We start from the raw sequence: 24,815 nt of genomic DNA, 5'->3' as shown, positions 1-24,815 counted from the left end.
GGGGCTCAGTCGGCCGACGTGCCGCCCTTCAGGGCTTTGGTGCGGGCCTTTTTGGCCCGAAAGCGTGCCTTCATCTTTTCGTCGGCCTCTTTCGTGCCGTCATGCCAGGTGCCGAACAGTGCGTCGAACGGTACGATCCCGTCGCCATAGTTCACTTCGAAATACTTGTGGTGCAGGTAATGGGAATAGGCGTGCATATCGACTGCGCCCCTCTCTCCCAGTTCCATCTTCTCGAACCCGACATGTCCCGGAATGGCGCCAAAGGCGGCGCGGTGCATCTGGAACAGCATGACGAACGGATTGGACGGCAGGATCAGGTGCCATAGGCCGACGCTGAAATACATCAGATGTTCGACCGGGTGCATGGCCAGTGAGGACCATGGCGACGGGTTGATCGAGTTGTGATGCACCGAATGCACGTGTTTGTAGAGAAAGGGCACGTGGATCAGGCGGTGAATGCAGTAGAAATGCGCCTCTTGGATAAATGGCACGAAAAAGATCAGGGCCGCCAGCCACAGCGGGTGATCGGCCCAGGCCAGCCAGGGAACATAGCCGTTGGCATAGGCCCATAGAGCGCCGACCTCCAGCGCGGTCCAGATCGGCACGCCGTGCAGGAAGGTGCGCAGGAAGCCGTCTATCTGCTGATTGCCGAACCAGAACACACCCGAGCGATTGTCCCATGGGAACTTGGGGTTGTACTTGAACCGGTGCCCCTGCGCGCGTTGCATATAGAACCGCAGTTCAAAAGCGCCGTAGAAGACCGCGATGCCTGCGGCATTGATCGCCAGCAGTTTCAGGGTCCAGCCCCATGCAAGGTTCTGCATGGTGTCCACCGGTGGGATCACGACGGCCCAATACAGAAGGGCAGTCAGGAAAAAGGCCATGTTCCACGGGAACAGGTAGTCCTTCAGCCACCGCAGCACCGCCATCGGGCGGGGTGGTAATGCGTAGAAGGGGGCCACTCCGGCAACCGGGTCTTTCGGAGCCCAGTTGCCGCGTTTGTCGCGAGTGCCGTAGCTCAGATCATCCATGACAGTTTCCCTGTTGGTTGCTGCTCGACAGGTTTCCGCGTGGATTATTCCGCAGGGGTGACGTTGGCCTTCCGGGCCTTCATGCGCTCTTTCTTTTTGCGAAAGCGTTCTTTCATGCGCTCGTCGGCTTCCTTGGTACCGTCGTGCCAGAGCCCGAACCACTTATCGAGCGGGACAAGCCCGTCCGCGCCATAGTTCACCTCGAAATACTTGTGGTGCAGGTAGTGGGCGTAGGCATGGCTGTCCAAGGTCGTTTCATCGGTGATCTCCAGTTTGTCGAAACCGATGTGCCCGTTGATCGCGCCATAGCCCACCGCATGGCTGTTGAACATCATCACGATCGGGTTTGACGGGATCAGCAGATGCCAGACGATTTCGCCAAAATAGAGCGTGTGTTCGATCCAGTGCATCGACAGCGACGACCAGGGCGACGGGTTGATCGAATTATGATGCACCGAATGGATGTGCTTGTAGAGGAAGGGTGTGTGGATCAGCCGGTGAATACAGAAGAAATGGATTTCGTGGATCGCGGGCACCAAAAGCGTCAGCGCCACCAGCCACAGCCAGTTGTCCTGCCAGTCGACCCAACCGAAAGCATGAATGCCGTTGCCGTAACACCAGAGCATGAAAACCTCGACCGCGGTCCAGATCGGGATGCCGATAAGAAAGCTGCGCAGGAAATTGTCGAGGTTCTGGCTTTTGAACCAGAACACATCCGAAGGGTTCTCTGAGGGGAACTTGGCGTTGTACTTGAACCGTGTGCCTTGTTTCCGGCGCACGTAGTAGAACATCTCGATCGCGCCATACATCACGAAGATACCTGCCGCGTTGACGGCAAGCAGCCACAGGGGCCACCCCCATGTCAGCGTCTTCAGCGTTTCGGCCTCGGGGATGACCAGCACCCAGTACAGCAGGGCGGTCGCCATGTGAAAGGCGTTCCACGGCCAGAAATACCCGATGATAAAGGCGCCCATCTTGTTCCACTTGCCGCGCCAGAACGGCGCGATGTCCAGCGGTTCGTTCGGGGCCCAGTTGCCGCGTTTGTCGCGGGTTCCGTACTGTAGATCGTCCATGGATGTGTCCTCCCCAATCGCCGGTCGTCCCTTTCGGACAAAAGAACGCGGCCGGTACATGATTTCTTGACGGATTGACCTGGATCAAATCAAGCTTGCGGCGTGTTGCGGGTATGTTTCATATCAAAACGGTTCAGGTGGCTACGGAAATGAATGGAAATGAAAGGCTGCGAAAATGGTGAAGCGACCGACCATCCCCGACCTTGCAGAGGCTGCGGGGGTTTCCGTTTCAACCGTAAATCGTGTCATCAACAAGGGTGACAGCGTGCGTCAGCCAACCCGCGAAAGAGTGTTGCGCGCGGCGCGTGACATCGGGTTTTACGGGCTTGGAACAATTGAACATTCCGTGACCGCGGGCCGCGAAATACACCGTCCGGGCGTGCTGTTGCTGCAAGAGCGCCGACCATTTTACCGTGACTTGGGTGCCGCCTTCCGGCGCGCGGCGGCCGAGCATCTTGACGGGCGCATTGACCTGACGCTGGAGTACCTCGATGATCTGTCGCCTGACGTTGTGGCCAGCCGTTTGAAATATCTCGGTTCAAACTGCGATTCGGTTGCGTTGGTGGCGGCAGAACATCCGCTCATTTCCGATGCCATCGACGCGGTGCTGTCACAGGGGACCCCGGTTCTGGGCCTGATCACGCCGCTGACCGCGCGTGGGAATGTGGGTTTTGTCGGGCTGGACAGTTTCAAGGTCGGGCGCACGGCGGCATGGGCCTTTGACAAGATCTGTCACCAGCAGGGTGAGATCGGCATCCTTGTCGGCAACACCCGCTACCGAAATCAGGATCTGAACGAGAGCGGGTTTCGATCCTATTTCCGCGAGTTCGGATCCGGCTTTACCTTGTTGGAGCCGCGCGCGACCTTTGAGTCGGCCAATGTAGCGCGCGAGATGACAGAGGATCTCTTTGCCAAGCATCCGGACATGTGTGGCCTGTTCATTTCCGGTGGCGGGATCACGGGGGTCCTTTCCGCCTTGCGAGAGGCCAGACGACCGCCGGGTTTTGTGTCTGTCGGGTACGAGCTGATGGATGCGACGCGCATCGCCCTGTTTGACGGAACGCTGACCATGGCCATCTCGCATCCGATCGAGGATCTGGCACGCCAGACTCTTGCAGCGCTGATCAAATCGAAACGGTCGGGGCCGGACGCGGGCGCGCAGAACGTGACGTTGGATTTCGACATTTATACCTCGGAAAACATCTGAACCGGGAATGCAGGGGGGGGCAGGTGGACATGGGCCTTGAATCCATCATGATGAATTGCTTGCATCGGGACATGCCAAGACGATCCTGCCTGCCATGACGAATCTGACCAGCCCCGGCCCCCTGACAGAGGATCGCGCCCGCCGGTCGCGTCCGGTGCGCGTGGCGGATGCCATCAAGGACTGGGTTGTGGAACACGGGCTGCAACCGGGGGACCGTCTGCCGGGCGAGGCCGAGATGATCGCGCAATTCGGCATGTCCAAGGGCACGATCCGCGAGGCGATGCGGCTGTTGCAGGCACAGGGACTGGTGGTGACCAAGACCGGTCCGGGCGGGGGCAGCTTTGTAGGCGAGGTCAGCAAGGACCGGGCACATGCCCTGCTGGGCAATTACTTTTACTTCCGCAATATCTCGATCGACGACATCTATCAGGTGCGGATCGCGCTGGAACCGGAGCTGGTCGCCTCATTGGCGGGGCGGTTGACCGAGGACCAATTGGGCGACCTGCAAGAAATCATGTCCTCCTATGCCGAACCGGCAAAGGACGCCGAGGAAGAGCGGGCGCAACACGTGGCCTCATTGGTGTTTCATGCGCGGCTTGCCGAGTTCGCGGACAATGCGTTGCTGGGGTTCTTCATAGGGTTCATGGCGCAGATCCTTGCCGATCTGACGGTCTACAAACGGCTGTATTCCAAACCCAACCATGAGCTTTGGAAGCAGGGCAGGGATCATCAGGCGGGGTTGGTCGAGGCGCTGCGGCGTGGCGATGCGCAGGGCGCGCGGGCAATCATGCTGGAACATATGCAAATGGCGCGCCGCCTGATGGAGGATCAGGAGGCCGTGGTCATGAAACGGTTCATGGCGGAATGACCGGCGCGGCGCTGGCCGGGGAATTGCAGCGACTGGTGGCCGAGGCGCGCAAGGCGGGCGACTGGGGCAAGCCCGCCGACTACATCCCCGAACTGGCCAAGGTCGATCCCGCGCAGTTGGGGGTTGCTGTCTGTCTTGCCGATGGCAGTGAGATCGGCGCGGGCGATGCCAAGACCCCCTTTTCGATCCAGAGCATTTCCAAGGTGTTTTCACTGGCCGCCGTTCTGGGTCGGCTGGGCGATGATCTTTGGCGGCGCGTCGGGCGTGAGCCCTCGGGTACGGCCTTTGACAGCATCTTTCTGCTCGAGCAGGAAAATGGGCGGCCGCGCAATCCTTTCATCAATGCGGGCGCTCTGGTGACCACGGATGCCCTGCTGGGCGGCCGTGAGCCGCGTCAGGCGCTGTCCGAGATTATGCATCTGGTCCGCGCCGCCGCAGAGGATGATGCGATCCACATTGACCGTGCCGTGGCCGAATCCGAAAAGGCGACAGCCAGCCGGAACATGGCCCTGCTGCATTACCTGCAATCGCATGACAACCTGCTGAACCGGCCGGAAATGGTCATGGGCACCTATGCCCACCAATGCGCGATCGAGATGACCTGTCACCAACTGGCGCGCGCCGGGCGGATGCTGGCCATGTTGCCGGGGGTGCCATCAATGATTTCGCCGCTGCGCGCGCGGCGGATCAATGCCCTGATGATGACCTGCGGACAATATGACGGGTCTGGCAATTTCGCCTTTCGGGTCGGTCTGCCGGGAAAAAGCGGCGTTGGGGGCGGTATCCTTCTGGTGGCACCGGGCAAGGCTTCGATCGCGGTCTGGTCGCCCGGGCTGGACGGATACGGCAATTCGCAGGTGGGAACCTGGCTGGCGGAACGGATTGCCGGCTACACCGGCTGGTCGGTCTTTGCGCCGTAGGGACGGGCGCGCTCTGGGTCGTTCAACGTCGGCACCATGACGGCCCATTCCGCGTAGCTGCCCTGTGTTGCGCGGCCATGCAGGGCGCGCAGGTCGGCCAGCGGTGTTTCCGAATGGTCGATCCGCAGGGTCAGAGGGGCCATATCGCGCCCGACGATCAGCAGCGCGGCAGACAAGAGTCCGCGGCTGTCTCCGCCGGCTTCCGCTGCGGCATCCAGAGCCGCAAGCAGGCGCAGATCAAAAGCCCCTTCGGCGGCAAGAAAACCATCCAGCATCGCTTGCAGCACGTCCTCGGAGGATAGCAGGTTGCCGGTAACAATCACCTTGTCGGCCAAGCGCGCGCCCGCGGCCGGTATGCTGTCATTGCCGGTAAAGCTGGCGGTGCGGCCCTGCGGGTCCAGCGTGGCCAGTTGGCGCTGGCCCCGTCCGGTGTCGGCCCCGGTGACATGATCGACCGCTTCTTGCGCTGAGGCACCCGCCTTCATCAACTCCAGCGTATGCGTGCCCCACATGGTCGAGGGCAGCGACCCCTGAGAGGCGGACATCCCCGATTCGGCGTCTCCGCGCAGGACCCAGCCACCGACACAGAGACTGCCCGTGGTGGCCGCTCCGCCGTAGCGGCCTGATTTTTCATCGTATGCAAGGATCGAGATCGTCACCGGGGGGCCTCCTCATCATGAGGGTTGAATTTATCATGAAAATTTGGCCTCATGCAATTTATCATGAAAAATAAAAAATCATGGACAACAGCGGAGGTATCGCAATGTCTCTTTTTTCCTTCACGCGTCGCAGCGTGCTTGCTGCCGGGACGGCGCTTGCGCTGACGCTTGGCAGTTTCACCGCCGCCGAGGCGCAGACGCCGCCGGGCGTGCTGATCGTGGGGCAGATCGCCGAGCCCAAGGCGTTGGACCCGGCCGCGGTGACGGCGGTCAATGACTTCCGCATCCTGATGAACGTCTATGACGGTCTGGTGCGCTACAAGGACGGCACGTTGGAGGTGGAGCCGGCGCTGGCGACCGGTTGGACGATCAGCGAGGACGGCACCGAATACACCTTTACCCTGCGCGAGGGTGTGAGCTTTCACGATGGCAGCCCCTTCGACGCCGAGGCGGTCAAGTTCAACTTTGACCGGATGCTGAAAGAGGATCACCCCTATCACGACACCGGTCCCTTCCCGTTGGCCTTCTTCTTCTCGGCGGTCGAAGAGGTCGAGGTGGTGGACGCAACGACGGTGAAATTCACGCTCAACGCGCCCTATGCGCCGTTTCTGTCGAACCTCGCCTATCCGACCGGGCTGATCGTTTCCCCTGCGGCGGTGATGCAGCACGGCGCGGAGTTCGGGCGCAATCCCTCGGGCACCGGCCCGTTCAAATTCGCCGAATGGCGGTCGAACGAGGCGGTGGTGATCGAGGCCAACCCAGATTACTGGGACGGCGCCCCCGGGCTTCAGGCAGTGGTGTTCCGCCCGATCACCGATGCCAATACCCGCACCGCCGAGATGCTGGCGGGCGGCATCGATCTTATGGTCGAAGTACCGCCGGTGGCCCTGTCCGAATTTCAGGGCGCGGATTATGCCGTGCATGAACAGGCCGGCCCGCATGTCTGGTTCCTGATCCTGAACGCCAAGGATGGCCCCTTTGCGAACAAGAAGGTCCGGCAGGCGGCCAATTACGCGATCAACAAATCCGCCATCGTCAACGATGTGCTGGAAGGCACCGCGGCGGTGGCCGCCGGACCGACGCCGCCGGCCTTTGCATGGGCCTATAACGAGGATCTGGAACCCTATCCCTATGACGCCGACAAGGCGCGCGCACTTTTGGCCGAAGCCGGGGCCGAGGGGGCGGAACTGACCTTTTTCGTGACAGAGGGCGGTTCGGGTATGCTGGATCCGATCGCCATGGGCACGGCGATCCAGGCCGATCTGGAGGCGGTGGGATTCGACGTCAAGATCGAGACCTATGAGTGGAACACGTTCCTTGGTGAAGTGAACCCCGGCCTTTCGGGCAAGGCGGACATGGCCGAGATGGCGTGGATGACCAATGACCCCGACACGCTGCCGTTCCTCGCGTTGCGCACGGAGGCCTGGCCGGACAAGGGCGGCTTTAACTCGGGATATTATTCCAACCCGAAGGTCGACGAATTGCTGGAGGCGGCCCGTGTGGCCACCGATCAGGCGGAACGCGCGCGCCTGTACAAGGAAATGCAGGTGATCGTGCAGGACGACGCGCCCTGGGTCTTTGTGGCGAACTGGAAACAGAACGCGGTGACCAGCGCGCGGGTCGAGGGGTTTTCTTTGCAGCCGTCCTTCTTTCTGTTGCTGGATGACGTGGTCAAGAACTGACGAGGCGGACGGTCGGGGCCGGGCATCGAGCCCGGCCCCGACCGCCGGGGGCTCTGCCCCCGATTGTGCGCCCGACGGCGCACACCCCCGGGATATTTTCGGACAGAAGAAGACCTGAGGGTTTGAATCCTTGAAAGGGGGCCTGCATGGGGCGCTACATTCTGGGGCGGTTGATCTCTGCCGTGCCGGTCCTGCTGGGGATCACGGTGATCGTTTTCCTGATCATGGCGCTGATCCCGGGAGATCCGGCGACGGCGATCCTTGGCAGCTATGCCTCGCCGGAGAATGTCGAGAAGCTGAACCGGGATCTGGGTTTGGACAAGCCGCTGGTGGCACAGTATTTCATCTGGCTGGGCAATATGCTGACCGGGGATTTCGGCACCAGTTTCTCGCTCAACCGTCCTGTGATCGACGAGGTTCTGGAGCGGTTCAATGGCACGCTGATCCTTGCCGGGACGTCATTTGTCCTGTGTTCGGTGCTGGGCATCATGGCGGGGGTTGTTTCTGCCGCCAACCAGTATGGTTGGGCAGACAAGGCGATCACCTTTGTCGTGCTGTTGGGCATCTCGATCCCGAGTTTCTTTCTGGGCATGATGATGATCCTTTATTTCGCGGTGAACCTGCGGTTGTTTCCGGTTTCCGGCATGTGGCCGATTTATGGGGCGCGGGACATCTGGGCCCTGCTGGATCACCTGATCCTGCCGGCAAGCGCGCTGGCGGTGGTGGCCACGGGTGTGATCGCGCGGCTGTCGCGGTCTGCCATGCTGGAGGTGTTGCGGCAGGATTTCATCCGCACCGCGCGCGCCAAGGGGGTGCATGAGCGCGGCGTGATCTGGCGCCATGCGCTGAAGGCGGCCATGGTGTCGATCATCCCGGTGCTGGGGATTCAGGCGGGGTTCGTCCTGTCGGGGGCGGTCTATATCGAGATCGTGTTCCAGTGGCCGGGCGTGGGTCGCATGCTGGTTGATGCCATCCTCAAGCGGGACATCCTGTTGGTGCAGGGGGGCGTTGTCTTTGTCGCCGCCTGTTACGTCTTGTTCAATATCGTCGTCGACGTGGCGCAAAGCCTGTTGGATCCGAGGATCAAGACATGATCGGGTTTCTGAGATTGCTGGCGCGCAACCGGCTGGCGCTGGCCGGGGGCATCGTGTTGAGTCTGGTGGTGTTGTTGGCGCTGGTAACCCCCCTGTTGCCGCTGGCCGAACCGAATGTGACCAATACCGCCGCGCGGTTCCAAAAGCCTTTTTCCAAAGGGGCGCTTTTGGGAACGGATCACCTTGGGCGGGACCTGCTGTCGCGGCTGTTGTGGGGCACGCGGTTGAGCCTTGCGGTGGGATTTGCCGCCGCCGTGGTGGCGGCGACGCTGGGGGCGGCCATCGGGATTGTCGCCGGGTTCTACGGCGGGCGGACCGACAACCTGATCATGCGGGGTGTCGATATGTTGATGGCCTTTCCCTATATCCTTTTGGCGCTGGCCATTGTCGCGGCGCTTGGCCCGGGGCTGTTCAATGCGCTGATCGCCGTGGCGGCGGTGAATGTGCCGTTTTTCGCCCGCAACATCCGGGGCATCACCGTGGGCATCGCGCATAAGGAATTTGTCGATGCGGCGCGGCTGGCCGGTCTGTCGAACGGTCGGATCATCCTGACCGAGATTCTGCCCAACGTAATCCCGGTCATCGTGATCGCCATGTCCACGACCATCGGCTGGATGATCCTCGAAACCGCGGGCCTGTCCTTTCTTGGGCTGGGATCGCAGCCGCCGCAGGCGGACCTTGGTTCGATGCTGGGTGAGGCGCGTTCGGCGCTGATCACCAATCCTCATACCTCGGTTGTGCCAGGGGTGATGATCCTGATCATCGTCATGTCGATCAACCTGCTGGGGGATGGTGTGCGCGACGCTTTGGACCCGAGGTTGAAGTCCGGCGCGCTGTCGCGCCCTATGGCGGCAACCATGGTTCGGCGGCGCGAACAGGTGCCGGCGGCCGAGGGGCGGGGCTTGCTGGAGGTGCAGGACTTGCAGACCCAGTTCCACGTAAAGGACCGCATCTATCGCGCCGTGGGCGGTGTGTCGCTGCATGTGGAGCCGGGCGAGTGCCTTGGGATCATTGGCGAAAGCGGGTCAGGCAAATCGGTGACGGCGCTGTCGGTCATGGGGTTGGTCGCCTCTCCCCCCGGGGTCATCACGGGCGGGGCGGTGCGCTATGACGGCGAGGATCTGATCGGCGCGCCTTATCGCCGCCTGCGGGATATGCGGGGGCGCAACGTGGCCTATATCTTTCAGGATCCGCTGGCGACGCTGCATCCGCTTTACAAGGTGGGCGACCAGTTGATCGAGGCGATCCGTGCCCACCGTCCGATTGGCCGGGCCGAGGGGCAGGCGCGGGCCATCGAGTTGCTGAAGTCGGTGCGCATTCCCAACGCGGAACACCGGATCACTGATTACCCGCACGAAATGTCGGGCGGGATGCGCCAGCGCGTGGGCATAGCCATGGCGCTGGCCAATGACCCGGATATCATCATCGCCGATGAACCGACCACGGCGCTGGACGTGACCGTTCAGGCGCAGATCCTGTCGCTGCTGGATGATTTGCGGCGGTCTCGCGGGTTGGGGATTGTCTTTATCACGCATGATTTCGGCGTGGTGGGGCAGCTTTGTGACCGGGTGGCGGTCATGTACGCGGGCCGCATCGTCGAGGAGGGGCCGACGCAATCGGTTCTGGAAGCGCCGAGGCATCCTTATACGGCGCGGCTTATGGCCTGTGTTCCGGAACTGGGCGAGGGTAGGCGACGGCTGGAGGCGATCCCGGGCCTGCCGCCGGTTGTGGACAGGTTGCCCGCAGGCTGTGCCTTTGCAGATCGGTGCGACCGGGCGCAGGCGGATTGCCGGACAGGCGAGATCGCGCTTGACCGCAAAGGGCTGCGCGCGGTGCGTTGCCTGCATCCCGTGACGCCACTGACGGAGGCTGCTGAATGACCGAGGCGTTGAAACTGACCGGCTTGTCCAAGAGCTTTCCGGTGGGTGGCGGGTTGTTTTCCGCTGCCAAGCGATCGGTCAAGGCGGTGCATCCGATTTCGCTGACCGTGAACAAGGGAGAGACGCTGGGCATCGTCGGGGAATCCGGCTGTGGCAAATCCACCTTGGCGCGGATGCTTGTGGGGTTGCTGGAGCCGACGACCGGACAGATCGAGATCGAGGGCGCGGCGCTGGACAATGCCGATCCGGCGATTTTTGGCAAGCGCATCCAGTATGTCTTTCAGGATCCGATCTCGTCCCTGAACCCGCGCAAGACCGTGCGGCAGATCATGGAGGCCCCGCTAAAGCGTTTGCACGGTCTGGCAAAACCCGAACGCGACCGACGCATTGCCGAGATTTTTGCCAGCGTGAACCTGCGCGAAGAGTTCCTTGACCGCTATCCCCACGAATTTTCCGGCGGGCAGGCGCAGCGGATCGGGATCGCGCGGGCCTTGGCGGCTCAGGCCGGCATCCTGATCCTGGACGAACCCGTTTCGGCGCTGGATGTTTCGGTTCAGGCGCAAGTGCTGAACCTGTTGGCGGACCTGAAGCAGCAATTTGGCTTGACCTACCTGTTCATCAGCCATGACCTTGCGGTGGTCGAGGCGGTCAGTGACCGGATCGCGGTGCTGTATTTCGGCTCTGTCGTGGAATTGGGCCCCGCCGAAGAGATATTTGGCGCGCCGCGCCATCCGTATACCAAGCTGTTGGCCGATAGTGCGCCTGTGGTGGGGCGCCCGCTGACTCCGCCGGAAGCGAAGGAAACCGAATTGCCCGATCCCTTGAACCCGCCGCCGGGCTGCGCCTTTGCGGCGCGCTGTCCGCGTGCCAGCGAACGGTGCCGCAAAGAGGTGCCGCAACTGGACGGAGGATCGGTGCAGGTGGCCTGTTTCCATCCGCTGGACGCGGGCTGATGGCGGGGCGTCACGCCGCGTGGAATACAAAAGACCGCATCGAAACCGAACCGAGGTCGATGCTGTCGGTCATGAAAGTCAGCGCGTCCTTTTCATCCGATGCCCCCGCAACCGTCAGGGCCGGCAGGTAGTGATCGACCGACGGGTGTGCGGCGGTCAGCAGCGCCCCAAGGGCGTCGCGGTCCACAAGGGCGTCAAGATCCCGGTCGGTCAGGCGGTCGGTGAACAGCGAGTCGAATTCGGCCGCAAAGTCCATCGGCTGGGCACCGGGACGCATGGCGCGCAGGTTGTGGACGATATTGCCCGAGCCAAGGATCAGAACGCCGCGGTCGCGCAAGGCCATAAGGGCGCGGCCAACCTCAAGCTGGTGATCCAGCCCGCGGCTCATGTCGATCGAGACCTGAAAGACCGGCACATCGGCCCCGGGATAGAGGAATTTCAGAACCGCCCATGCACCGTGGTCAAGGCCCCAGCGGTCGTCTTCCTCGGCGTGGTGGCTTTGCAGCAGGCTGACCACTTCGCGGGCCAGATCCGGCTGCCCTTTGGCGGGATAGTCAACTTGGTACAGCGGTTCGGGAAATCCGTAAAAGTCATAGATCATGCGCGGCACGGCAGAGACATCCACCAGCGTGGTGCCCTTGGTCATCCAATGCGCGGACACCACGAGGATGGCTTGCGGTCGGGGCAGGCTTTGTCCCAGCTCGGACCAGGCCCGGCTATAGGCATTGTCTTCGATCACGTTCATCGGGCTGCCATGGCCGAGAAAGACCAGAGGCATCCGGTCAGAGGTCTTCAGGCTATCCTTCAGGGCGGCAAGATCGCGTGCAACGGACATGTTGTTTCCTTTTCGCGGGCAAGGTGCCCTTTGACAGCAGGACGGCCCGCCGATGCCACTTGGGTCGACGGGCCGGGTGGGATCATAGCGCGATCAGGCGAACTGACCCAGCGAGCGTTGAAGGGCCGGAACCCGCAGGGCAAAGGCTCCAGCGCCAAGCAGCGCAACGGTGCCCTGAACAACGGCCCAGAACAGCGGGAATTCCCAGCCGCCGCCTTCGCTGGAGAAGGTCCAGCCAAAGCCGGAGTGCGCCCAGACAGCGCCCAGCAGCACGGGGATCAGCGCCAGCGACACAAGGCGGGTCGCCACGCCAAGGATCAGCGCCGCGCCACCGGCCAGTTCTGCGAAGATCGTCAGATAGGCCAGCAGGCCGGGCAGGCCAAGGCTTTCGAAATAGGCGACGGTGCCGGGGATGGTGAAGACGCTGACTTTGAGCCAGCCATGGGCAAGGAAAAGCGCACCGGTCGAAAGACGCAGGGCGGCGGCGGCATAGTCGGATGAGGCTTGCGTGGTCATGGGAAACTCCTTTGAGACCTTGTGGCCGGTGAGGGCGTTTGCCCGGTCGGCTTGACGTTGTGAGGCCAAATTAGGGCTTGCCGAGTGTCAACAAAATGGAGAATTTATTGTATGACTATCCTCAAAACGTTCTGAATTGACGATATGGACATCACCGACGAATTGCGCGCTTTCGTGGCCACGGCACAGACGGGCTCTTTCACGGCCGCGGCGGACCGGCTGGGCGTATCAAACCGGTTGACGTCGAAATATGTGGCCGAATTGGAGGCACGTCTGGGGGTACGCCTGTTCCAGCGCACTACGCGCAAGGTTGGCCTGACCCCGGCGGGGGCAGATCTGTTGGCGCGCGCACCTGCGCTGTTGGACGATCTGGATGACCTTCTGGCAGAGGTGGCAGAAGGGTCGCGCGGGTTTGCCGGGGTGATCCGGGTCTCGGCTCCGGTCACTCTGGGTGAAATCTATCTTGCCGCGATGCTGGGGCGTTTTGCCGAGGCAAATCCGGGTCTGAGCCTTGATTTGCGGCTGTCGGACAGTTTCGCCGATCTGGCCAGCGAAGGCATCGACCTTGCCTTTCGCATCGGGCAGTCCGAGATGCTGTCGCTAAAGGCGCGCAAGCTGGGCGAGTCCCGCTCCTTGCTGGTGGCCAGCCCATCCTATGTCGCGGCGCATGGCGCGCCAGAGGCACCCGAGCAGTTGTCGGCGCATAGCTGTATCGTGGATACCAACCGGCGCATTCCGCGGCGGTGGCGCTTTCTGCGCGACGGGGCCGAGCACGTTGCCCATGTCGAGGGGCGGTTTCACGTCAACTCTGCCCGTGCTGCGGCGGAACTTGCGCTTGCAGGACAGGGATTGGCCTATGCGCCGCGGTTTGCGGTCTGGTCGGAACTGGCAGCGGGGAGGCTGGTGCCGGTCATGACCGCCTACGAAGGTGAAGCCGGGGCGTTGAGCGCGGTCTATCTGGAAGGGCGCGTCTTGCCGCGAAAAGTGCGGGCGCTGATCGACTTTGCCCTTCGGGACATAGGGTCCGCCGGAATTCTCTAGGCCCAATCACCTGACAGGGGCGTCCTATAGCAATCCGACCATGTTGCATGGGGTTGGTGGTTGGCAGGTGCCATTTATCGGATTAGTCCAAATTATGGTGAAACTTACCTTGGCTTTTCTTCCTCCGGAGGCTGTCGCACGGCAGGCTTGAAGAAAACGTGACGGCATCAACTGCCGCGCCCGCAATCAAGTGGAGGAGAATGATGGCGGACATTGTAATCAAGGGCGCCCGCGTCTGGGATGGCACATCCGGCGCAACACAAGACGCAACGGTCACCATCCGAGGGAACCGGATCGCCGACATCGCCAAGGCCGGCAGCACTGTACATCCAGACGATGCCCGGATCATCGATGGCAGCGGCTGTACCCTGATGCCCGGATTGGTCGAGGGGCATTGCCACCCCAGCTTTACCGGCATCACCGATCCGGCTGAACTGGGCCGGGTCAGCCCGGAACAACATATGTTGCTGACCGCGCAGAACCTGCGCCTGCTGTTGAGCCACGGTTTCACGTCGATTTTCGAGGCGGCCTCGGCCAAGCCCATGTTGGGGGTCACGGCCCGCAACGCCATCGACGACGGCTTGATAGATGGTCCCCGCATGTTGGCGGGCAGCCCCGAGATCACCACGACGGCCGGTCTTGGGGATGAAAGGATGCGCCACATCCATCAGGAAAGTTTCGGCCTTGTCGCCGACGGCCCGGATGAATTCCGCCGCGTGGCCCGTGAATGTATCCGTGATGGTGTCGACGTGCTCAAGATCAACATTTCGGGCGACGAGTTCGTATCACACGCACGGGCCGAAATTACGCCAACAGAGCCCGAGGAAATCGAGGCGCTGGTGCGCGTGGCCCATGCCTTTGGCAAGAAAGTTGCGGCACATGCGCGGTCCTCCGAAAGCGTCAAGCGGGCGATCCGTGCCGGGGTCGACTGTATCTATCATTGCGATTTTGCCGATGAAGAAGCGCTGGACATGCTGGAAGCGGCCAAGGACCGGATCTGGGTCGGCCCAGCCTTTGGGCTCGTGCATAATTGCACCAAGGAGGGCGATGCGGCGGGCATCACTTCCGAGGTGGCCGAAGATTTGCACCTGTTCCGCAAGTTCGATGCAACCTGTGCCACGTATCACGAAATCCGCAAGCGCGGCATTCGTGTGGTCGTGGGCGGCGACTACGGTTTCGCCGTCACTCCTATGGGGCAAAACGCCCGGGACATCGAACATTTCGTGCGCTTTTTCGGTTATGATCCCATCGACGCGCTGAAATGCGCCACGAGCGTGGGGCAAAGCCTGATGGGGCGCAGCGGGGAGTTGGGAGAGGTGCGTGAGGGCTTTGTTGCGGACCTCTTGCTTGTGCGGGGCGATGTCACGCAGGATGTCAGCCTGCTGCAACATCAGGAAAACCTTGCGATGATCATGAAGGACGGTGTTCTGTTCAAGGATCCCCTGCACGGCATACGGGCCGACGGCCTGATCCGGGCTGCAGGGTGAGGCGGCGCCTGGCAGACAGCGAGGGTTGCGCGCCCAATGCCTTGGGTCGGGCATGAGAATGCTGGATCACACGTCGAATATCGCTCGGATTGCCGCGATCCTCAAAGGCTTTGACAATGCCAATACGCCACGCCGCACACATGAGATCATCGACAGTATCGGAGGCTCCCGATCGACCGGTTTTGGCCTGCTGCGGGCGATGACCGTGGCGGGCTGGCTGGAACGTGTGGACCATGGCCTGTTGCGGCTTGGACCGCGTAGCCGGGCGTTGGCATTCTCGGGGCTGGAACCGCCGGTGAAGCGTGGCGGTCGCAAACTGGCGGTGCAACGGCATTCCGGCGAGGACGCAGCGCGCCCGGTCGCCTTCGAATGGGATCCGCGTCTGGTGCGGGTGGTCGAAACTGCGGGATTTCGCCGGCCGGCACCTTGGCGCATCGGGTTTTCCAACGCGTCGACCGGCAATGCGTGGCGGCGTGCGTTGCTGGAAAGCATGTCCTACGCCCGCAAGATCGCCCAGCCCCAGATTGCCGAATTGATCCATCTGGATGCCGGGGATGACCCGGATCGCCAGTGCCGCCAGATCGACTCGCTTGTCGAAGCGGGCGTTGATCTCTTGCTGGTCTCGGTTGCCTCTGTCACCAATGCGGCGCTCAGCGCGCGACTGCGTGACCTTGCCGATGGCGGTTTGCCGATTGTTGCCGTCGACAGGCGCCCGAACGAGCGCGGTTCGCTTGTGTCCTTCGTGACGGCCAGCGACCATCGCATCGGGCGGACCAGCGCCTTGTGGATCGCCGAGCGGCTGGGCGGTCAGGGCACGGTCTGGATGTTGTCCGGGTTGGAAGGGGCCAGCCCGGTGCTGCGCAGGCAGCAGGCTGCACTTGCAATATTCTCCGAGTTTCCCGGCATCCGGGTCGAGAACGTCAGCTATACGAACTGGACCGAAGATGGGGGCCACGCGGCGGCAGCAAAACTGCTGGCCGAGGCGGGGCAACCGCCGGACGCGGTCTGGTGTGACAGCGGGCTTCAGGGGGTGGGGTCGGTTCGGTTGTTCCTTGAGGAAGGCCTGCCGGTCCCGTTGCACACCGGGGGCGACCTGAACCGCATGTACAAGCTGTGTTTGCACAACAAGGTGCCCATGGCGGCCCTTGATTATCCCGCAAGCATGGGCGCGCGGGCAATCGAGGTGGCCATCGACGTGCTTTGCGGGGTGCCTGTTCCTCAGCGGGTCGAAGTGCCCGTTCAGGTGGTCCTGCCACGTGGGCAGGAAACCGCCTCGGTCAAGGCTGATCTTTGGGCAGAGCGCCATGTGGCATGGGATCTTGGCGATGATGCCATCCTGTCCCAAGGTCCGGCATTGCGTGGCGGGACGGTCCGACAGGGAAGGGTGGCCGGATCATGACACGCACCCCGTATGACAAGGCCGTCGAACAATTCGATGCATTGATGAGCGCCCCCCGGCAAGAGGCCTGTCCGACCCCGGCCAGCCTGATCCAGAAGGCGGACATGCCGTTAAGTTCCGGCTATCGCCACGTGGCGAACCTTGAGGCCGAGTCATTCCTGCGGCGGGATGTGACCGGTGTCTACCTGCCGGGAAGCGCCGCGCTTGGAAGTGGGCTCAAGGCCTTTGGCGCGGGGGATCTGGCGCCTAGGATTCCGCCGGTGCTTTTGGGATTGCGGCAGGCCACGCAGCATACGTCCTTTGTGGCGATGGTCTGTGGATCAGAGCTTGTTCTGGGGCCCTATTCGTTGGGGCGGTTGACAGAGAACACCGTGCTGGGGCTTGCGTACTTGCTGGTGAACGTGGACCGCAAGGTGCCGCGCCAGAGCTTTGCCGCTGATCTCTTGCCAAAGGCAAGCGAGACTGGGCGGCGGTTGTCTGTCTGCCTTTGCCCTGCCACGCAGGCCGGCAGATGGCAGGTGATGCTGGGTCTGGTGCGCGCCAGCGGGCGCCGCCCGGAAACCGATCTGACAGAAGCGCTGCAAACTGCCGTACACCGTTTGACTGAAAACGAAGAGGACATGCAGTGACAGAGGATTTCTGGAACCGCCAAATGCAATTTTCGACCATTTTGCCAGAGTTCGCAGCCTATCTGGACCGAATGGCAGCGGAAAGCGCCGAATATTCGCTAGGGCGGGCCTTTGACCGCAAAGCCTATGGGCAGGAAGCTCGTCAATGGGTGGAATGGACCCATGGCAGTGGCACAGGGGACTTGTTGCCCGTCGTGATCCACGGCGGCTATTGGCGGGCACTGCGAGCAGAGGATCATCGGTTCATGCTGGCTGGCTTCGGCGCGCTGGGCGCGACGGTTGCCAATCTGGAGTACCGACTGATGCCCGGGGTGCGGCTGGATCATTGCGTGCGGGACGCGCAGGACGGCTTGCGCTGTTTGGCAGAGCGGTTCGTGGGCAAGCGGCTGGTTCTGATCGGTCATTCCGCCGGTGCGCATCTTGCTGTGTCGTCGCTGGCCGATCCCGGTATAGCGGCGCGGACAGCCGGGGTTATTGCGTTGAGCGGTGTCTATGATCTGCGGCCCGCCGCGCAGTCCTTTCTACAGGCGGAACTGAACCTGACGGAGCAGGAGGTGGCGACCCACAGCCTTGCCCCCAGGGCCGGACGCCCGCCGGTTCTCTATGTCAATGGATCGGCGGAAACCTATGAATTCCTTCGCGGATCGGCATTGATGGCCTCTGCGGGACGGGCAGGGTGGCGGGTTTTGCCGGATGCAGACCACATGACGCTGACATGGGCCGCGACCGCGCATGCAAAGGCCCTGTGCGCCGAAATGCTTGCGCTCTGACAGCGTCCGTTTGCTGGATCGCGATATCCTTGACACGGAGGGCTTGCGCGGCGTAGCTGTAAGTAACTGTATGGTTACAGCAGGGAGGGGACGGTGGAGTTTGACTATGTGATCGCGGGCGGTGGATCTGCGGGCTGCGTCCTTGCGGGACGGCTGAGCGAGGATCCCGGGGTGCGCGTCCTCCTGCTGGAGGCCGGGGGCCGCGATCGCAACCTGTTGTTCCACTGGCCCGCCGGTTTCGCAAAGATGACCAAAGGCATCGCCAGCTGGGGATGGAGCACCGTTCCGCAAAAGCACATGCAGGGCCGCAGCATCTGGTTCACGCAGGCCAAGGTCATCGGTGGCGGGTCTTCGATCAATGCGCAAATCTACACGCGCGGCCATGCCTTGGATTATGATGCCTGGGCCGGGGAACACGGCTGTGACGGATGGGGCTATCGTGATGTCCTGCCCTATTTCAAAAGGGCCGAAGGCAATGAAAGGTTCAATGACACCTACCACGGTATCGACGGACCTCTGGGCGTGTCGATGCCGCGCGCGACCCTGCCGGTCTGTGATGCGTTCATCCGGGCGGGGCAGGAGTATGGATTGCCCTATAACCCCGATTTCAACGGGGCCTTTCAGGAAGGTGTCGGTTACTACCAACTGACCCAGCGCGATGTCCGGCGGTCCTCGGCGGCGGTTGCCTATCTGGCCCCCGCCGAAACAAGGTCGAACCTTATCGTTATGACCGGCGCGCAGGCGCTGCGGGTGCTGGTCGACAAGGAACGCGCAACCGGGTTGGAATATCTCAAGGACGGTCGCCGGGAACAGGTGCGCGCCGGGCGCGAGGTGATCCTTTCCTCTGGCGCGATCGGATCGCCGCGCCTGTTGATGCTGTCGGGTATCGGACCGGCGGATCACTTGCGGGATCTGGGGATTGATATCGTCCATGATCTGCCCGGCGTGGGTGCCAACTTGCAAGATCACATCGATCTGTGCGCCATTTCCGAACTGACCGGCCCGCACAGCTATGACGGCTGGGATCGCCTGCACAAGACGGCGTGGGCGGGACTGCAATACATGCTGTTTCGGTCGGGGCCGGCGGCGGCCTCGTTGTTCGAAACGGGCGGTTTTGCCTATGCCGATCCGGCGGCACGGTCCCCTGACATCCAGTTTCATCTTGGGCAAGGGTCGGGGATCGAAAAGGGGATTGCCAAAATCAACGGCGCGGGGATCACGCTGAACAGTGCATTCATGCGGCCCCGATCACGGGGGAGCGTCCGGCTGGCCAGCGCCGATCCCTTGGCCGCACCGCTGATTGATCCGAACTACTGGGCCGATCCCTATGACCTCGACATGGCGCTCAAGGGGCTGGAGATGGCGCGTGAGATTCTGGCGCAACCCGCGCTTAGCGGTTTCGTCCGCAAGGAGGTGTTGCCGGGTCCGGCAATCCGGGACCGGTCCGCGCTGTTCGAATACGCGTGCAAAATCGCCAAGACGGACCATCATCCGGTCGGCACCTGCCGCATGGGACAGGGAGCTGATGCCGTCGTGGACCCGCAGTTGCGGTTGCATGGACTTGACGGGCTGCGCGTCTGCGACGCTTCGATCATGCCGGCGATCAATTCGTCCAATACCAACGCACCAACGATCATGATCGGCGAAAAAGGTGCCGATCTGATCCGAGGGCAAGGGCTGTTTCCTCCCTCGGCTCTTGCCCCTTCGGACCTTGTGAGCGCCTGACCGGCGCATCCGTACCTGCCAGGAGAACATTATGGATAAAACCGTCACGCGCCGCATCGTTTCACCCGAGGCTGCGCAGGAAATCACGGCTGCCGCAATTGCTTATGCGAAGGCGCAGGGGTGGGAGATCGCGGCGGCCGTCGTCGATCCCTTTGGCGGGCTCGTGGCCTTTTCGCGGACGGCCGGCGTGGCCGCGCCAATCGGGGATTTCGCGCAGGACAAGGCCTATACGGCTGGAACGCTTGGCAAATCCTCCAAGGCGTTCGGAGAGCGGATGGCCAGCGGCGAGACCCTGTCGCTGGGCTTGTCGACACGCCATCGGCTGCTGACATGGGGCGGCGGCGTCGCGATCCTTGACGGCGATACCTGCATCGGAGGTCTTGGCGTGTCCGGTGCGCAGGAACACGAAGACATCGCCTGCGCCGAGGCGGCGATCCGCGCCGCCGGGCTGGAGCCGCGTTAACCTTCGGGGTCGATGCAGACGGTGCGCATGATGGTTTCAAGGTTGAAGGCGATCCGCGCATCCAGCGCGTCCTTGTCCATCATGTCCCGTTCGAACAACAGCGCGCCGGTGTAACGGTTGGTCAGGTAGTAATAGTTGACTGCCGCGATGGTGATGTTGAGCTGGACCGGGTCGATCCCGTTGCGAAACACACCTTCCTCGACGCCCCGGGCCAGAATTTCCTCGACCATGCCAACAAGACGCCGCTGCGCCGGTCCGACGCGTTCGGATTTCTTCAGGTGCCGTGCCCGGTGAAGGTTCTCGCTGTTGACGAGAGTGATGAACTCGGGGTTCTTGAGGTAGTATTCCCAAGTGAAGCGAACAAAGGTTTCCAGCGCTTGCTTGGCTGGTAGGTGTTCCAGGTCCAGCTTTTGCTCGGCGGCGCGAATGTCCAGATAGGCCTCTTCGAGGACGATGCGGAACAGGTCCTCCTTGTTGCCGAAATAGTGGTAGATCATCCGCTTGTTGGCCTTGGCGCGATCGGCGATCTCGTCGATGCGGGCGCCACCCAGACCGTTTTTGGCAAATTCCTTCTTGGCGGCCGCAAGGATGCGGGCGCGCGTCGCTTCGGCGTCGCGTTGCCGTTTTTCGGGTTTTTCGGTCATCGGTCTTCTTGCCTGCGGGATCCAGCGTTGTCCGGTCCTAACGCATTCCGGCGGGGATGGTCAAAGTTCATGTTTCCGCACTCCAGTCCAGATTGTGGCGAGAGTCAGTCTGCTTTTCTATTGACGTTCTCGCAACCAATAAAGTAACTAGTTAGTGCGTTACGCCGGAATCGATCCGGAGGCCGCACCCGTCGGAACCGTGGGAGACGATGCCGATACTGTGGGTGCGAAGGCAGCAAGATCACGTTGCTTCAAGGGAGGACTACCAATGTCGACGTTCATCAAGGACTTCATCGAGAAAGAAAAACTGAGCCGCCGGAATTTCCTTCTGGCGTCGGCCTACGGCATTTCCGGTGCCGCGGCGGCCAAGATGTTCGGCCCGTCGCCGGTAATGGCGGCGACCTACTCCGATCCGACGATCGCATGGTCCTATCGGAACCGCACCAATCCCTACTGGAACGAAATCGTTTCTGGTGGCGAGGCTTTCGTCGAAAGCCTTGGCAAGTCCAAGGACGCTCTCACGCACCTGATCAACGAAGGGTCGTCCGAGAAATCGCTGGGCGACGTGAAGTCGCTCCTGGCTAAGACCAATGGCGAACTGGCGCTGGCCATCGACACCAACGATGCGCCGAACTGCCGCCCTGTTGTTGAAGCCGTGGCAGAGGCCGGCGGCTATGTCTCGACCATCTGGAACAAGACCGACGACCTGCATCCGTGGGATTTCGGCGACAACTACGTCAGCCACATGACCTGGTCGGACGAAGGCCCGGCCGAACAGACCGCGCGCATCCTGCTGGAGGCGATGGGCGGCAAGGGTGGCGTTGTCCACCTTGGCGGGATTGCTTCGAACAACCCGGCAATCGAGCGTCTGCAAGGACTGAAGAACGCGCTGAAGGATTATCCCGACATCGAACTGCTGGCCGCCGAGCCGGCCGATTGGGATACCCAGAAAGCGAACCAGGTCATGAGTGCTTTCCTCACCCGTTTCGGCGACGAGATCACCGGCGTTCACTGTGCGAATGACACCATCGCCTATGGTGTTCTGGAAGCATTGCGTGCCGAAGGTATCGACGACATGCCCATCGTATCCTACGACGGCAACCCTCAGGCTGTGGGCCTGGTGGCGGAAGGCAAGATCCTTGCCACCGTCTTTACCAACCCGCATTGGGGCGGCGGTATCACCGCGGCGCTGGCCTATCATGCCGCCATCGGCAGCTTCAAACCTTCCGAAGAGCCGCATGAGCACCGCGAATTCTATGGGCCGACCATCCTGATCACGCCCGAGGATGCGGCAGAGTTCAAGGCCAACTACCTTGACAGCGTTCCGACCTATGACTGGAACGACTTCTGGGGGCCGACCAACGGTCAGATCCAGTACAAGTAAGGCCTTGCGAGGCGGCTGCCCGCCGGCCGCCTCACCCCCTTTCCCCGACTGCAAATCCATCGGAGGTGCCTCTTGTCCGGCAATCTCTCCCGGGAGGCCCTTGTCAAATGGGCCCCGTTGATCGTCCTATTGGTCCTGATCGCCTTCTTTACAGTGCTGGAGCCGCGCTTTTTCTCGGTGCGTAACCTTGCCCGGATTGCGATCTCGTCTTCGCCGGCCCTGATGGTGGCGATTGGCGTGACCTTCATCATCATCATGGGGTCCATCGACCTGTCGATGGAAGGCACGGTTTCCGTGTCTGCCGTGGTTTTTGCCTTCGCCTTCATAGGTTTGGGGGGCACGGTTCTGGGCTTGGGGATCCTTGCCCTGCCTCTGGCCATCCTCGTCGGTGCCGCGATCGGGCTGATCAACGGGTTGGTCCACGTCAAGCTTAAGATCCCGTCATTCATGGCGTCGCTGGCCATGGGGTTCGTCGGAACCGGGTTTGCCCTGCTGCTGACCGGCGGCGACCGCATCCGGGTCGAAGACGAGGTGTTTCGCGGCCTGCTGACCGAACGCTGGTTCGGCTTTCCGGTGATGGTCTACGTGGCCGGGTTGTTCGTGCTCATTGCGTGGTTCATCCAGGCGCGCACCACGCTTGGCCGCAACTTTTACGCCGTGGGCGGCGGTGAGGAACTGGCCCATGCCTCGGGTCTGAACGTGAACAAGGTGCGCGTTCTGGGCTTTATGCTGGCGGGGATGTTCTATGCGGTCGGCGCGCTGTTGGCGGTGGGTCGGATCGGCATCGCCGAAACGGCGACGGGCAACAATTTCATGTTCATGTCGATCACCTCGGTCGTCGTCGGCGGCACCGCGCTTTGGGGCGGCATAGGCGGGGTCTGGAACACGCTGGTCGGCGTGCTGATCGTCAATGTCATCGGCAATGGCATGGTTGTCATCGGCCTGCCCGGATACGTGCAGGACGGCGTTCTGGGCGCGCTGGTCATCGCGGCGGTGGTCCTGTCGACCGACCGCAAATCCATCGCCTTTGTGAAATAGGGGAGGGGACCATGTATCAACTCAGCAAGGTCGACAAGAAATTCCCCGGGGTGCACGCGCTGAAAGCCGTGGATTTCACCATCGGCCGCGGCGAGATCGTCGGTCTGGTGGGCGAAAACGGCGCTGGCAAATCCACCCTGATGAAGGTGATCTACGGTGCCTATCAGCCGGATGGCGGCACGATCACCATCGACGGCAAGGCGGTGCGGTTCCAGAACCCCCGACAGGCCATGGAGCACGGCATCGGCATGGTGTTCCAGGAGCAAAGCCTGATCACCAACCTGACGGTGATGGAAAACATCTTTCTTGGTTTCGAAAAGCAGTTCGTCAATTTCGGGGTCATCGACTGGAAGAAGATGGCCGCCGCAGCGAAAAAGCAGTTGGCCAAGGTCAAGCTGGACATCGACCCCTCGACCGTAACGGCAAAGCTGTCCTTTGCGCAGCGTCAGCTGGTGGAACTGGCCAAGGTGCTGACACTGGAAGAGCGCGTCGATGGAGATCTGGTGATCCTGCTGGACGAGCCGACCTCGGTTCTGGCGCGCGAAGAGGTGGAACTGCTTTTCTCGCTGGTGCGGGAATTGACCAAGCGGGCCTCGTTCATCTTTGTCAGTCACCGGATGGACGAGGTGCTGGAACTGTCCGACCGGGTCTATGTCATGAAAGACGGCGAAGTGGTCGACGTGGTCGACCATGACAACGCCCAGGTCGATGCAATCCAGCACAAGATGGTCGGTCGCGACGTCGACAAGGAATACTATCGCGAGCAAAAACAGAAGCCGCACGGTGAAGAGGTACTTGTCCGCTTCGAAAGTGTTTCTGTCGAGGGTAAGTATTCCAATGTCAGTTTCGACCTGCACCGGGGCGAAGTGCTGTGCCTTGTCGGCACCGAAGGCTCGGGCCGCGAGGCGATCCTGAGAACGATCTTTGGCCTTGAAAAGCCGACCGGCGGCACCGTGGTCATCAAGGATCAGACCGCCAACCGGCTCAACGCGCAAGGCAGCGTGGCGGCGGGCGTCGGTTACGTTCCGCGTGAACGCAAGATCGAAGGCATCGTCGGCGGAATGAACGTCTACGAGAATATGACCCTGAGCCAGATGCGGAACTATTCCGGCGGCGGCGTTCTACGCATCGGCGCGGAAAAGGCGCTGGCCGAGGATTGGGTCAAGCGCCTGAAGATCAAGACGCCGAATGTCTACAAGGATTGCGGCGGCCTGTCCGGCGGCAACCAGCAAAAGGTCGTTCTTGCCAAATGGCGGTCCGGCGGGTCGGACATCATCCTGTTGGACCACCCGACGCGAGGCCTTGATATCGGGGCCAAGGAAGACGTCTACGACATGGTCCGCGAAATGTGCGACGACGGCGCGGGGATCATCCTTGTGGCGGACACGCTGGAAGAGGCCATTGGCCTGTCGCACACGATCCACGTCCTGAAGGACGGCGAAACGCAACAGGTCTTTCACGGGCGCCCGGGCGACAAGCCCAGCCTTTATGACCTCGTTCACCACATGACCTGAGGA

Annotated in this window: 23 protein-coding genes; 17 read left to right on the top strand and 6 right to left on the bottom strand. The window is 61.9% G+C overall.

Annotated features, from left to right (window positions below):
• Positions 1 to 5: 5 nt before the first annotated feature.
• Positions 6 to 1,031 carry a sterol desaturase family protein gene (locus KJP30_RS23455; protein ID WP_218451972.1) on the bottom strand — a complete coding sequence of 342 codons (1,026 nt, stop codon included), beginning with the start codon at positions 1,029 to 1,031 and terminating at the stop codon, positions 6 to 8.
• A gap of 44 nt (positions 1,032 to 1,075) precedes the next feature.
• Positions 1,076 to 2,104 (bottom strand): sterol desaturase family protein, encoded by a 1,029-nt coding sequence (locus KJP30_RS23450; protein ID WP_246594723.1) that lies wholly within the window; start codon positions 2,102 to 2,104, stop codon positions 1,076 to 1,078.
• 175 nt (positions 2,105 to 2,279) lie between these two features.
• Between KJP30_RS23450 and KJP30_RS23445 the strand changes: the two genes are divergently transcribed.
• From KJP30_RS23445 to KJP30_RS23435, 3 genes are all read left to right on the top strand, one after another.
• Entirely contained in the window at positions 2,280 to 3,311 is a 1,032-nt protein-coding gene (locus KJP30_RS23445) for a LacI family DNA-binding transcriptional regulator (protein ID WP_224874746.1), read from the top strand.
• A gap of 94 nt (positions 3,312 to 3,405) precedes the next feature.
• Positions 3,406 to 4,179 (top strand): FadR/GntR family transcriptional regulator, encoded by a 774-nt coding sequence (locus tag KJP30_RS23440; protein ID WP_218451970.1) that lies wholly within the window; start codon positions 3,406 to 3,408, stop codon positions 4,177 to 4,179.
• Positions 4,176 to 5,099, top strand: coding sequence for a glutaminase (locus KJP30_RS23435; RefSeq protein ID WP_218451969.1), 924 nt, complete (start codon positions 4,176 to 4,178; stop codon positions 5,097 to 5,099). The genes KJP30_RS23440 and KJP30_RS23435 overlap by 4 nt, the downstream gene beginning before the upstream one ends.
• Here KJP30_RS23435 and KJP30_RS23430 read toward each other — a convergent pair.
• Positions 5,069 to 5,758: a DUF1028 domain-containing protein gene (locus KJP30_RS23430; RefSeq protein WP_218451968.1), complete on the bottom strand. Its 690-nt coding sequence runs from the start codon at positions 5,756 to 5,758 to the stop codon at positions 5,069 to 5,071. The two genes, KJP30_RS23435 and KJP30_RS23430, sit on opposite strands and share 31 nt — an antisense overlap.
• Positions 5,759 to 5,862: 104 nt before the next feature.
• On the opposite strand from KJP30_RS23430, the gene KJP30_RS23425 reads away from it, so the two are divergent.
• The 4 genes from KJP30_RS23425 (at position 5,863) to KJP30_RS23410 (ending at position 11,367) form a co-directional block, all read left to right on the top strand.
• Positions 5,863 to 7,440 (top strand): ABC transporter substrate-binding protein, encoded by a 1,578-nt coding sequence (locus tag KJP30_RS23425; protein WP_218451967.1) that lies wholly within the window; start codon positions 5,863 to 5,865, stop codon positions 7,438 to 7,440.
• A 146-nt stretch (positions 7,441 to 7,586) separates the two neighbouring features.
• The gene (locus tag KJP30_RS23420) at positions 7,587 to 8,534 is read left to right on the top strand and encodes an ABC transporter permease (protein WP_218451966.1); all 948 of its coding nucleotides are present in this window, start codon (positions 7,587 to 7,589) and stop codon (positions 8,532 to 8,534) included.
• The gene (locus KJP30_RS23415) at positions 8,531 to 10,414 is read left to right on the top strand and encodes a dipeptide/oligopeptide/nickel ABC transporter permease/ATP-binding protein (RefSeq protein WP_218451965.1); all 1,884 of its coding nucleotides are present in this window, start codon (positions 8,531 to 8,533) and stop codon (positions 10,412 to 10,414) included. The genes KJP30_RS23420 and KJP30_RS23415 overlap by 4 nt, the downstream gene beginning before the upstream one ends.
• A complete protein-coding gene (locus KJP30_RS23410) occupies positions 10,411 to 11,367 on the top strand; it encodes an ABC transporter ATP-binding protein (RefSeq protein WP_218451964.1) in 957 nt (318 codons plus the stop codon). The genes KJP30_RS23415 and KJP30_RS23410 overlap by 4 nt, the downstream gene beginning before the upstream one ends.
• Before the next feature lie 10 nt (positions 11,368 to 11,377).
• On the opposite strand, the gene ygiD is transcribed toward KJP30_RS23410, so the two are convergent.
• Positions 11,378 to 12,202 (bottom strand): 4,5-DOPA-extradiol-dioxygenase, encoded by an 825-nt coding sequence (ygiD, locus tag KJP30_RS23405; protein ID WP_218451963.1) that lies wholly within the window; start codon positions 12,200 to 12,202, stop codon positions 11,378 to 11,380.
• A 93-nt stretch (positions 12,203 to 12,295) separates the two neighbouring features.
• Positions 12,296 to 12,718: a DoxX family protein gene (locus tag KJP30_RS23400; protein WP_218451962.1), complete on the bottom strand. Its 423-nt coding sequence runs from the start codon at positions 12,716 to 12,718 to the stop codon at positions 12,296 to 12,298.
• A 144-nt stretch (positions 12,719 to 12,862) separates the two neighbouring features.
• On the opposite strand from KJP30_RS23400, the gene KJP30_RS23395 reads away from it, so the two are divergent.
• The 7 genes from KJP30_RS23395 to KJP30_RS23365 all read left to right on the top strand — a co-directional run bounded on the left by KJP30_RS23395 (position 12,863) and on the right by KJP30_RS23365 (position 20,232).
• Positions 12,863 to 13,759, top strand: coding sequence for a LysR family transcriptional regulator (locus tag KJP30_RS23395; protein ID WP_218451961.1), 897 nt, complete (start codon positions 12,863 to 12,865; stop codon positions 13,757 to 13,759).
• Between the two features lie 203 nt (positions 13,760 to 13,962).
• On the top strand, positions 13,963 to 15,246 hold the full coding sequence (locus KJP30_RS23390) for a metal-dependent hydrolase family protein (protein WP_218451960.1): 1,284 nt from the start codon (positions 13,963 to 13,965) through the stop codon (positions 15,244 to 15,246).
• Positions 15,247 to 15,304: 58 nt separating this feature from the next.
• Positions 15,305 to 16,645, top strand: coding sequence for a substrate-binding domain-containing protein (locus KJP30_RS23385; protein ID WP_218451959.1), 1,341 nt, complete (start codon positions 15,305 to 15,307; stop codon positions 16,643 to 16,645).
• Positions 16,642 to 17,274 (top strand): IclR family transcriptional regulator, encoded by a 633-nt coding sequence (locus tag KJP30_RS23380; RefSeq protein ID WP_218451958.1) that lies wholly within the window; start codon positions 16,642 to 16,644, stop codon positions 17,272 to 17,274. Before KJP30_RS23385 ends, KJP30_RS23380 begins: the two co-directional genes overlap by 4 nt.
• Positions 17,275 to 17,297: 23 nt before the next feature.
• Positions 17,298 to 18,044 (top strand): alpha/beta hydrolase, encoded by a 747-nt coding sequence (locus KJP30_RS23375; protein WP_218451957.1) that lies wholly within the window; start codon positions 17,298 to 17,300, stop codon positions 18,042 to 18,044.
• A 93-nt stretch (positions 18,045 to 18,137) separates the two neighbouring features.
• A complete protein-coding gene (locus KJP30_RS23370; protein ID WP_218451956.1) occupies positions 18,138 to 19,769 on the top strand; it encodes a GMC family oxidoreductase in 1,632 nt (543 codons plus the stop codon).
• Between the two features lie 31 nt (positions 19,770 to 19,800).
• On the top strand, positions 19,801 to 20,232 hold the full coding sequence (locus KJP30_RS23365; protein ID WP_218451955.1) for a GlcG/HbpS family heme-binding protein: 432 nt from the start codon (positions 19,801 to 19,803) through the stop codon (positions 20,230 to 20,232).
• Here the strand turns inward: KJP30_RS23365 and KJP30_RS23360 are convergent.
• A complete protein-coding gene (locus tag KJP30_RS23360; protein ID WP_218451954.1) occupies positions 20,229 to 20,876 on the bottom strand; it encodes a TetR/AcrR family transcriptional regulator in 648 nt (215 codons plus the stop codon). The genes KJP30_RS23365 and KJP30_RS23360 overlap by 4 nt on opposite strands.
• Before the next feature lie 268 nt (positions 20,877 to 21,144).
• On the opposite strand from KJP30_RS23360, the gene KJP30_RS23355 reads away from it, so the two are divergent.
• The 3 genes from KJP30_RS23355 to KJP30_RS23345 all read left to right on the top strand — a co-directional run bounded on the left by KJP30_RS23355 (position 21,145) and on the right by KJP30_RS23345 (position 24,812).
• A complete protein-coding gene (locus KJP30_RS23355) occupies positions 21,145 to 22,260 on the top strand; it encodes a sugar ABC transporter substrate-binding protein (RefSeq protein ID WP_218451953.1) in 1,116 nt (371 codons plus the stop codon).
• A gap of 117 nt (positions 22,261 to 22,377) precedes the next feature.
• On the top strand, positions 22,378 to 23,298 hold the full coding sequence (locus tag KJP30_RS23350) for an ABC transporter permease (protein WP_246594722.1): 921 nt from the start codon (positions 22,378 to 22,380) through the stop codon (positions 23,296 to 23,298).
• 11 nt (positions 23,299 to 23,309) lie between these two features.
• On the top strand, positions 23,310 to 24,812 hold the full coding sequence (locus KJP30_RS23345; RefSeq protein WP_218451951.1) for a sugar ABC transporter ATP-binding protein: 1,503 nt from the start codon (positions 23,310 to 23,312) through the stop codon (positions 24,810 to 24,812).
• Positions 24,813 to 24,815: the final 3 nt, after the last annotated feature.

Source organism: Antarctobacter sediminis (genome assembly GCF_019218285.1).
Lineage (GTDB): Bacteria > Pseudomonadota > Alphaproteobacteria > Rhodobacterales > Rhodobacteraceae > Antarctobacter > Antarctobacter sediminis.
The sequence above is the reverse complement of the archived record's forward strand: the minus strand, read 5'-3'. Positions and strand labels throughout refer to the sequence as shown.

What these genes read in the sequence shown, in the direction of transcription:
- KJP30_RS23410 (WP_218451964.1), top strand. Translation starts at nt 10,411, where the DNA reads ATGACCGAGGCGTTGAAACTGACCGGCTTGTCCAAGAGCTTTCCGGTG.
- KJP30_RS23395 (WP_218451961.1), top strand. Translation starts at nt 12,863, where the DNA reads ATGGACATCACCGACGAATTGCGCGCTTTCGTGGCCACGGCACAGACG.
- KJP30_RS23415 (WP_218451965.1), top strand. Translation starts at nt 8,531, where the DNA reads ATGATCGGGTTTCTGAGATTGCTGGCGCGCAACCGGCTGGCGCTGGCC.
- KJP30_RS23385 (WP_218451959.1), top strand. Translation starts at nt 15,305, where the DNA reads ATGCTGGATCACACGTCGAATATCGCTCGGATTGCCGCGATCCTCAAA.
- KJP30_RS23440 (WP_218451970.1), top strand. Translation starts at nt 3,406, where the DNA reads ATGACGAATCTGACCAGCCCCGGCCCCCTGACAGAGGATCGCGCCCGC.
- KJP30_RS23455 (WP_218451972.1), bottom strand. Translation starts at nt 1,031, where the DNA reads ATGGATGATCTGAGCTACGGCACTCGCGACAAACGCGGCAACTGGGCT.
- KJP30_RS23345 (WP_218451951.1), top strand. Translation starts at nt 23,310, where the DNA reads ATGTATCAACTCAGCAAGGTCGACAAGAAATTCCCCGGGGTGCACGCG.
- KJP30_RS23375 (WP_218451957.1), top strand. Translation starts at nt 17,298, where the DNA reads ATGCAATTTTCGACCATTTTGCCAGAGTTCGCAGCCTATCTGGACCGA.
- KJP30_RS23400 (WP_218451962.1), bottom strand. Translation starts at nt 12,718, where the DNA reads ATGACCACGCAAGCCTCATCCGACTATGCCGCCGCCGCCCTGCGTCTT.
- KJP30_RS23365 (WP_218451955.1), top strand. Translation starts at nt 19,801, where the DNA reads ATGGATAAAACCGTCACGCGCCGCATCGTTTCACCCGAGGCTGCGCAG.
- KJP30_RS23390 (WP_218451960.1), top strand. Translation starts at nt 13,963, where the DNA reads ATGGCGGACATTGTAATCAAGGGCGCCCGCGTCTGGGATGGCACATCC.
- KJP30_RS23450 (WP_246594723.1), bottom strand. Translation starts at nt 2,104, where the DNA reads ATGGACGATCTACAGTACGGAACCCGCGACAAACGCGGCAACTGGGCC.
- KJP30_RS23435 (WP_218451969.1), top strand. Translation starts at nt 4,176, where the DNA reads ATGACCGGCGCGGCGCTGGCCGGGGAATTGCAGCGACTGGTGGCCGAG.
- KJP30_RS23425 (WP_218451967.1), top strand. Translation starts at nt 5,863, where the DNA reads ATGTCTCTTTTTTCCTTCACGCGTCGCAGCGTGCTTGCTGCCGGGACG.
- KJP30_RS23360 (WP_218451954.1), bottom strand. Translation starts at nt 20,876, where the DNA reads ATGACCGAAAAACCCGAAAAACGGCAACGCGACGCCGAAGCGACGCGC.
- KJP30_RS23380 (WP_218451958.1), top strand. Translation starts at nt 16,642, where the DNA reads ATGACACGCACCCCGTATGACAAGGCCGTCGAACAATTCGATGCATTG.
- KJP30_RS23355 (WP_218451953.1), top strand. Translation starts at nt 21,145, where the DNA reads ATGTCGACGTTCATCAAGGACTTCATCGAGAAAGAAAAACTGAGCCGC.
- ygiD (WP_218451963.1), bottom strand. Translation starts at nt 12,202, where the DNA reads ATGTCCGTTGCACGCGATCTTGCCGCCCTGAAGGATAGCCTGAAGACC.
- KJP30_RS23420 (WP_218451966.1), top strand. Translation starts at nt 7,587, where the DNA reads ATGGGGCGCTACATTCTGGGGCGGTTGATCTCTGCCGTGCCGGTCCTG.
- KJP30_RS23445 (WP_224874746.1), top strand. Translation starts at nt 2,280, where the DNA reads ATGGTGAAGCGACCGACCATCCCCGACCTTGCAGAGGCTGCGGGGGTT.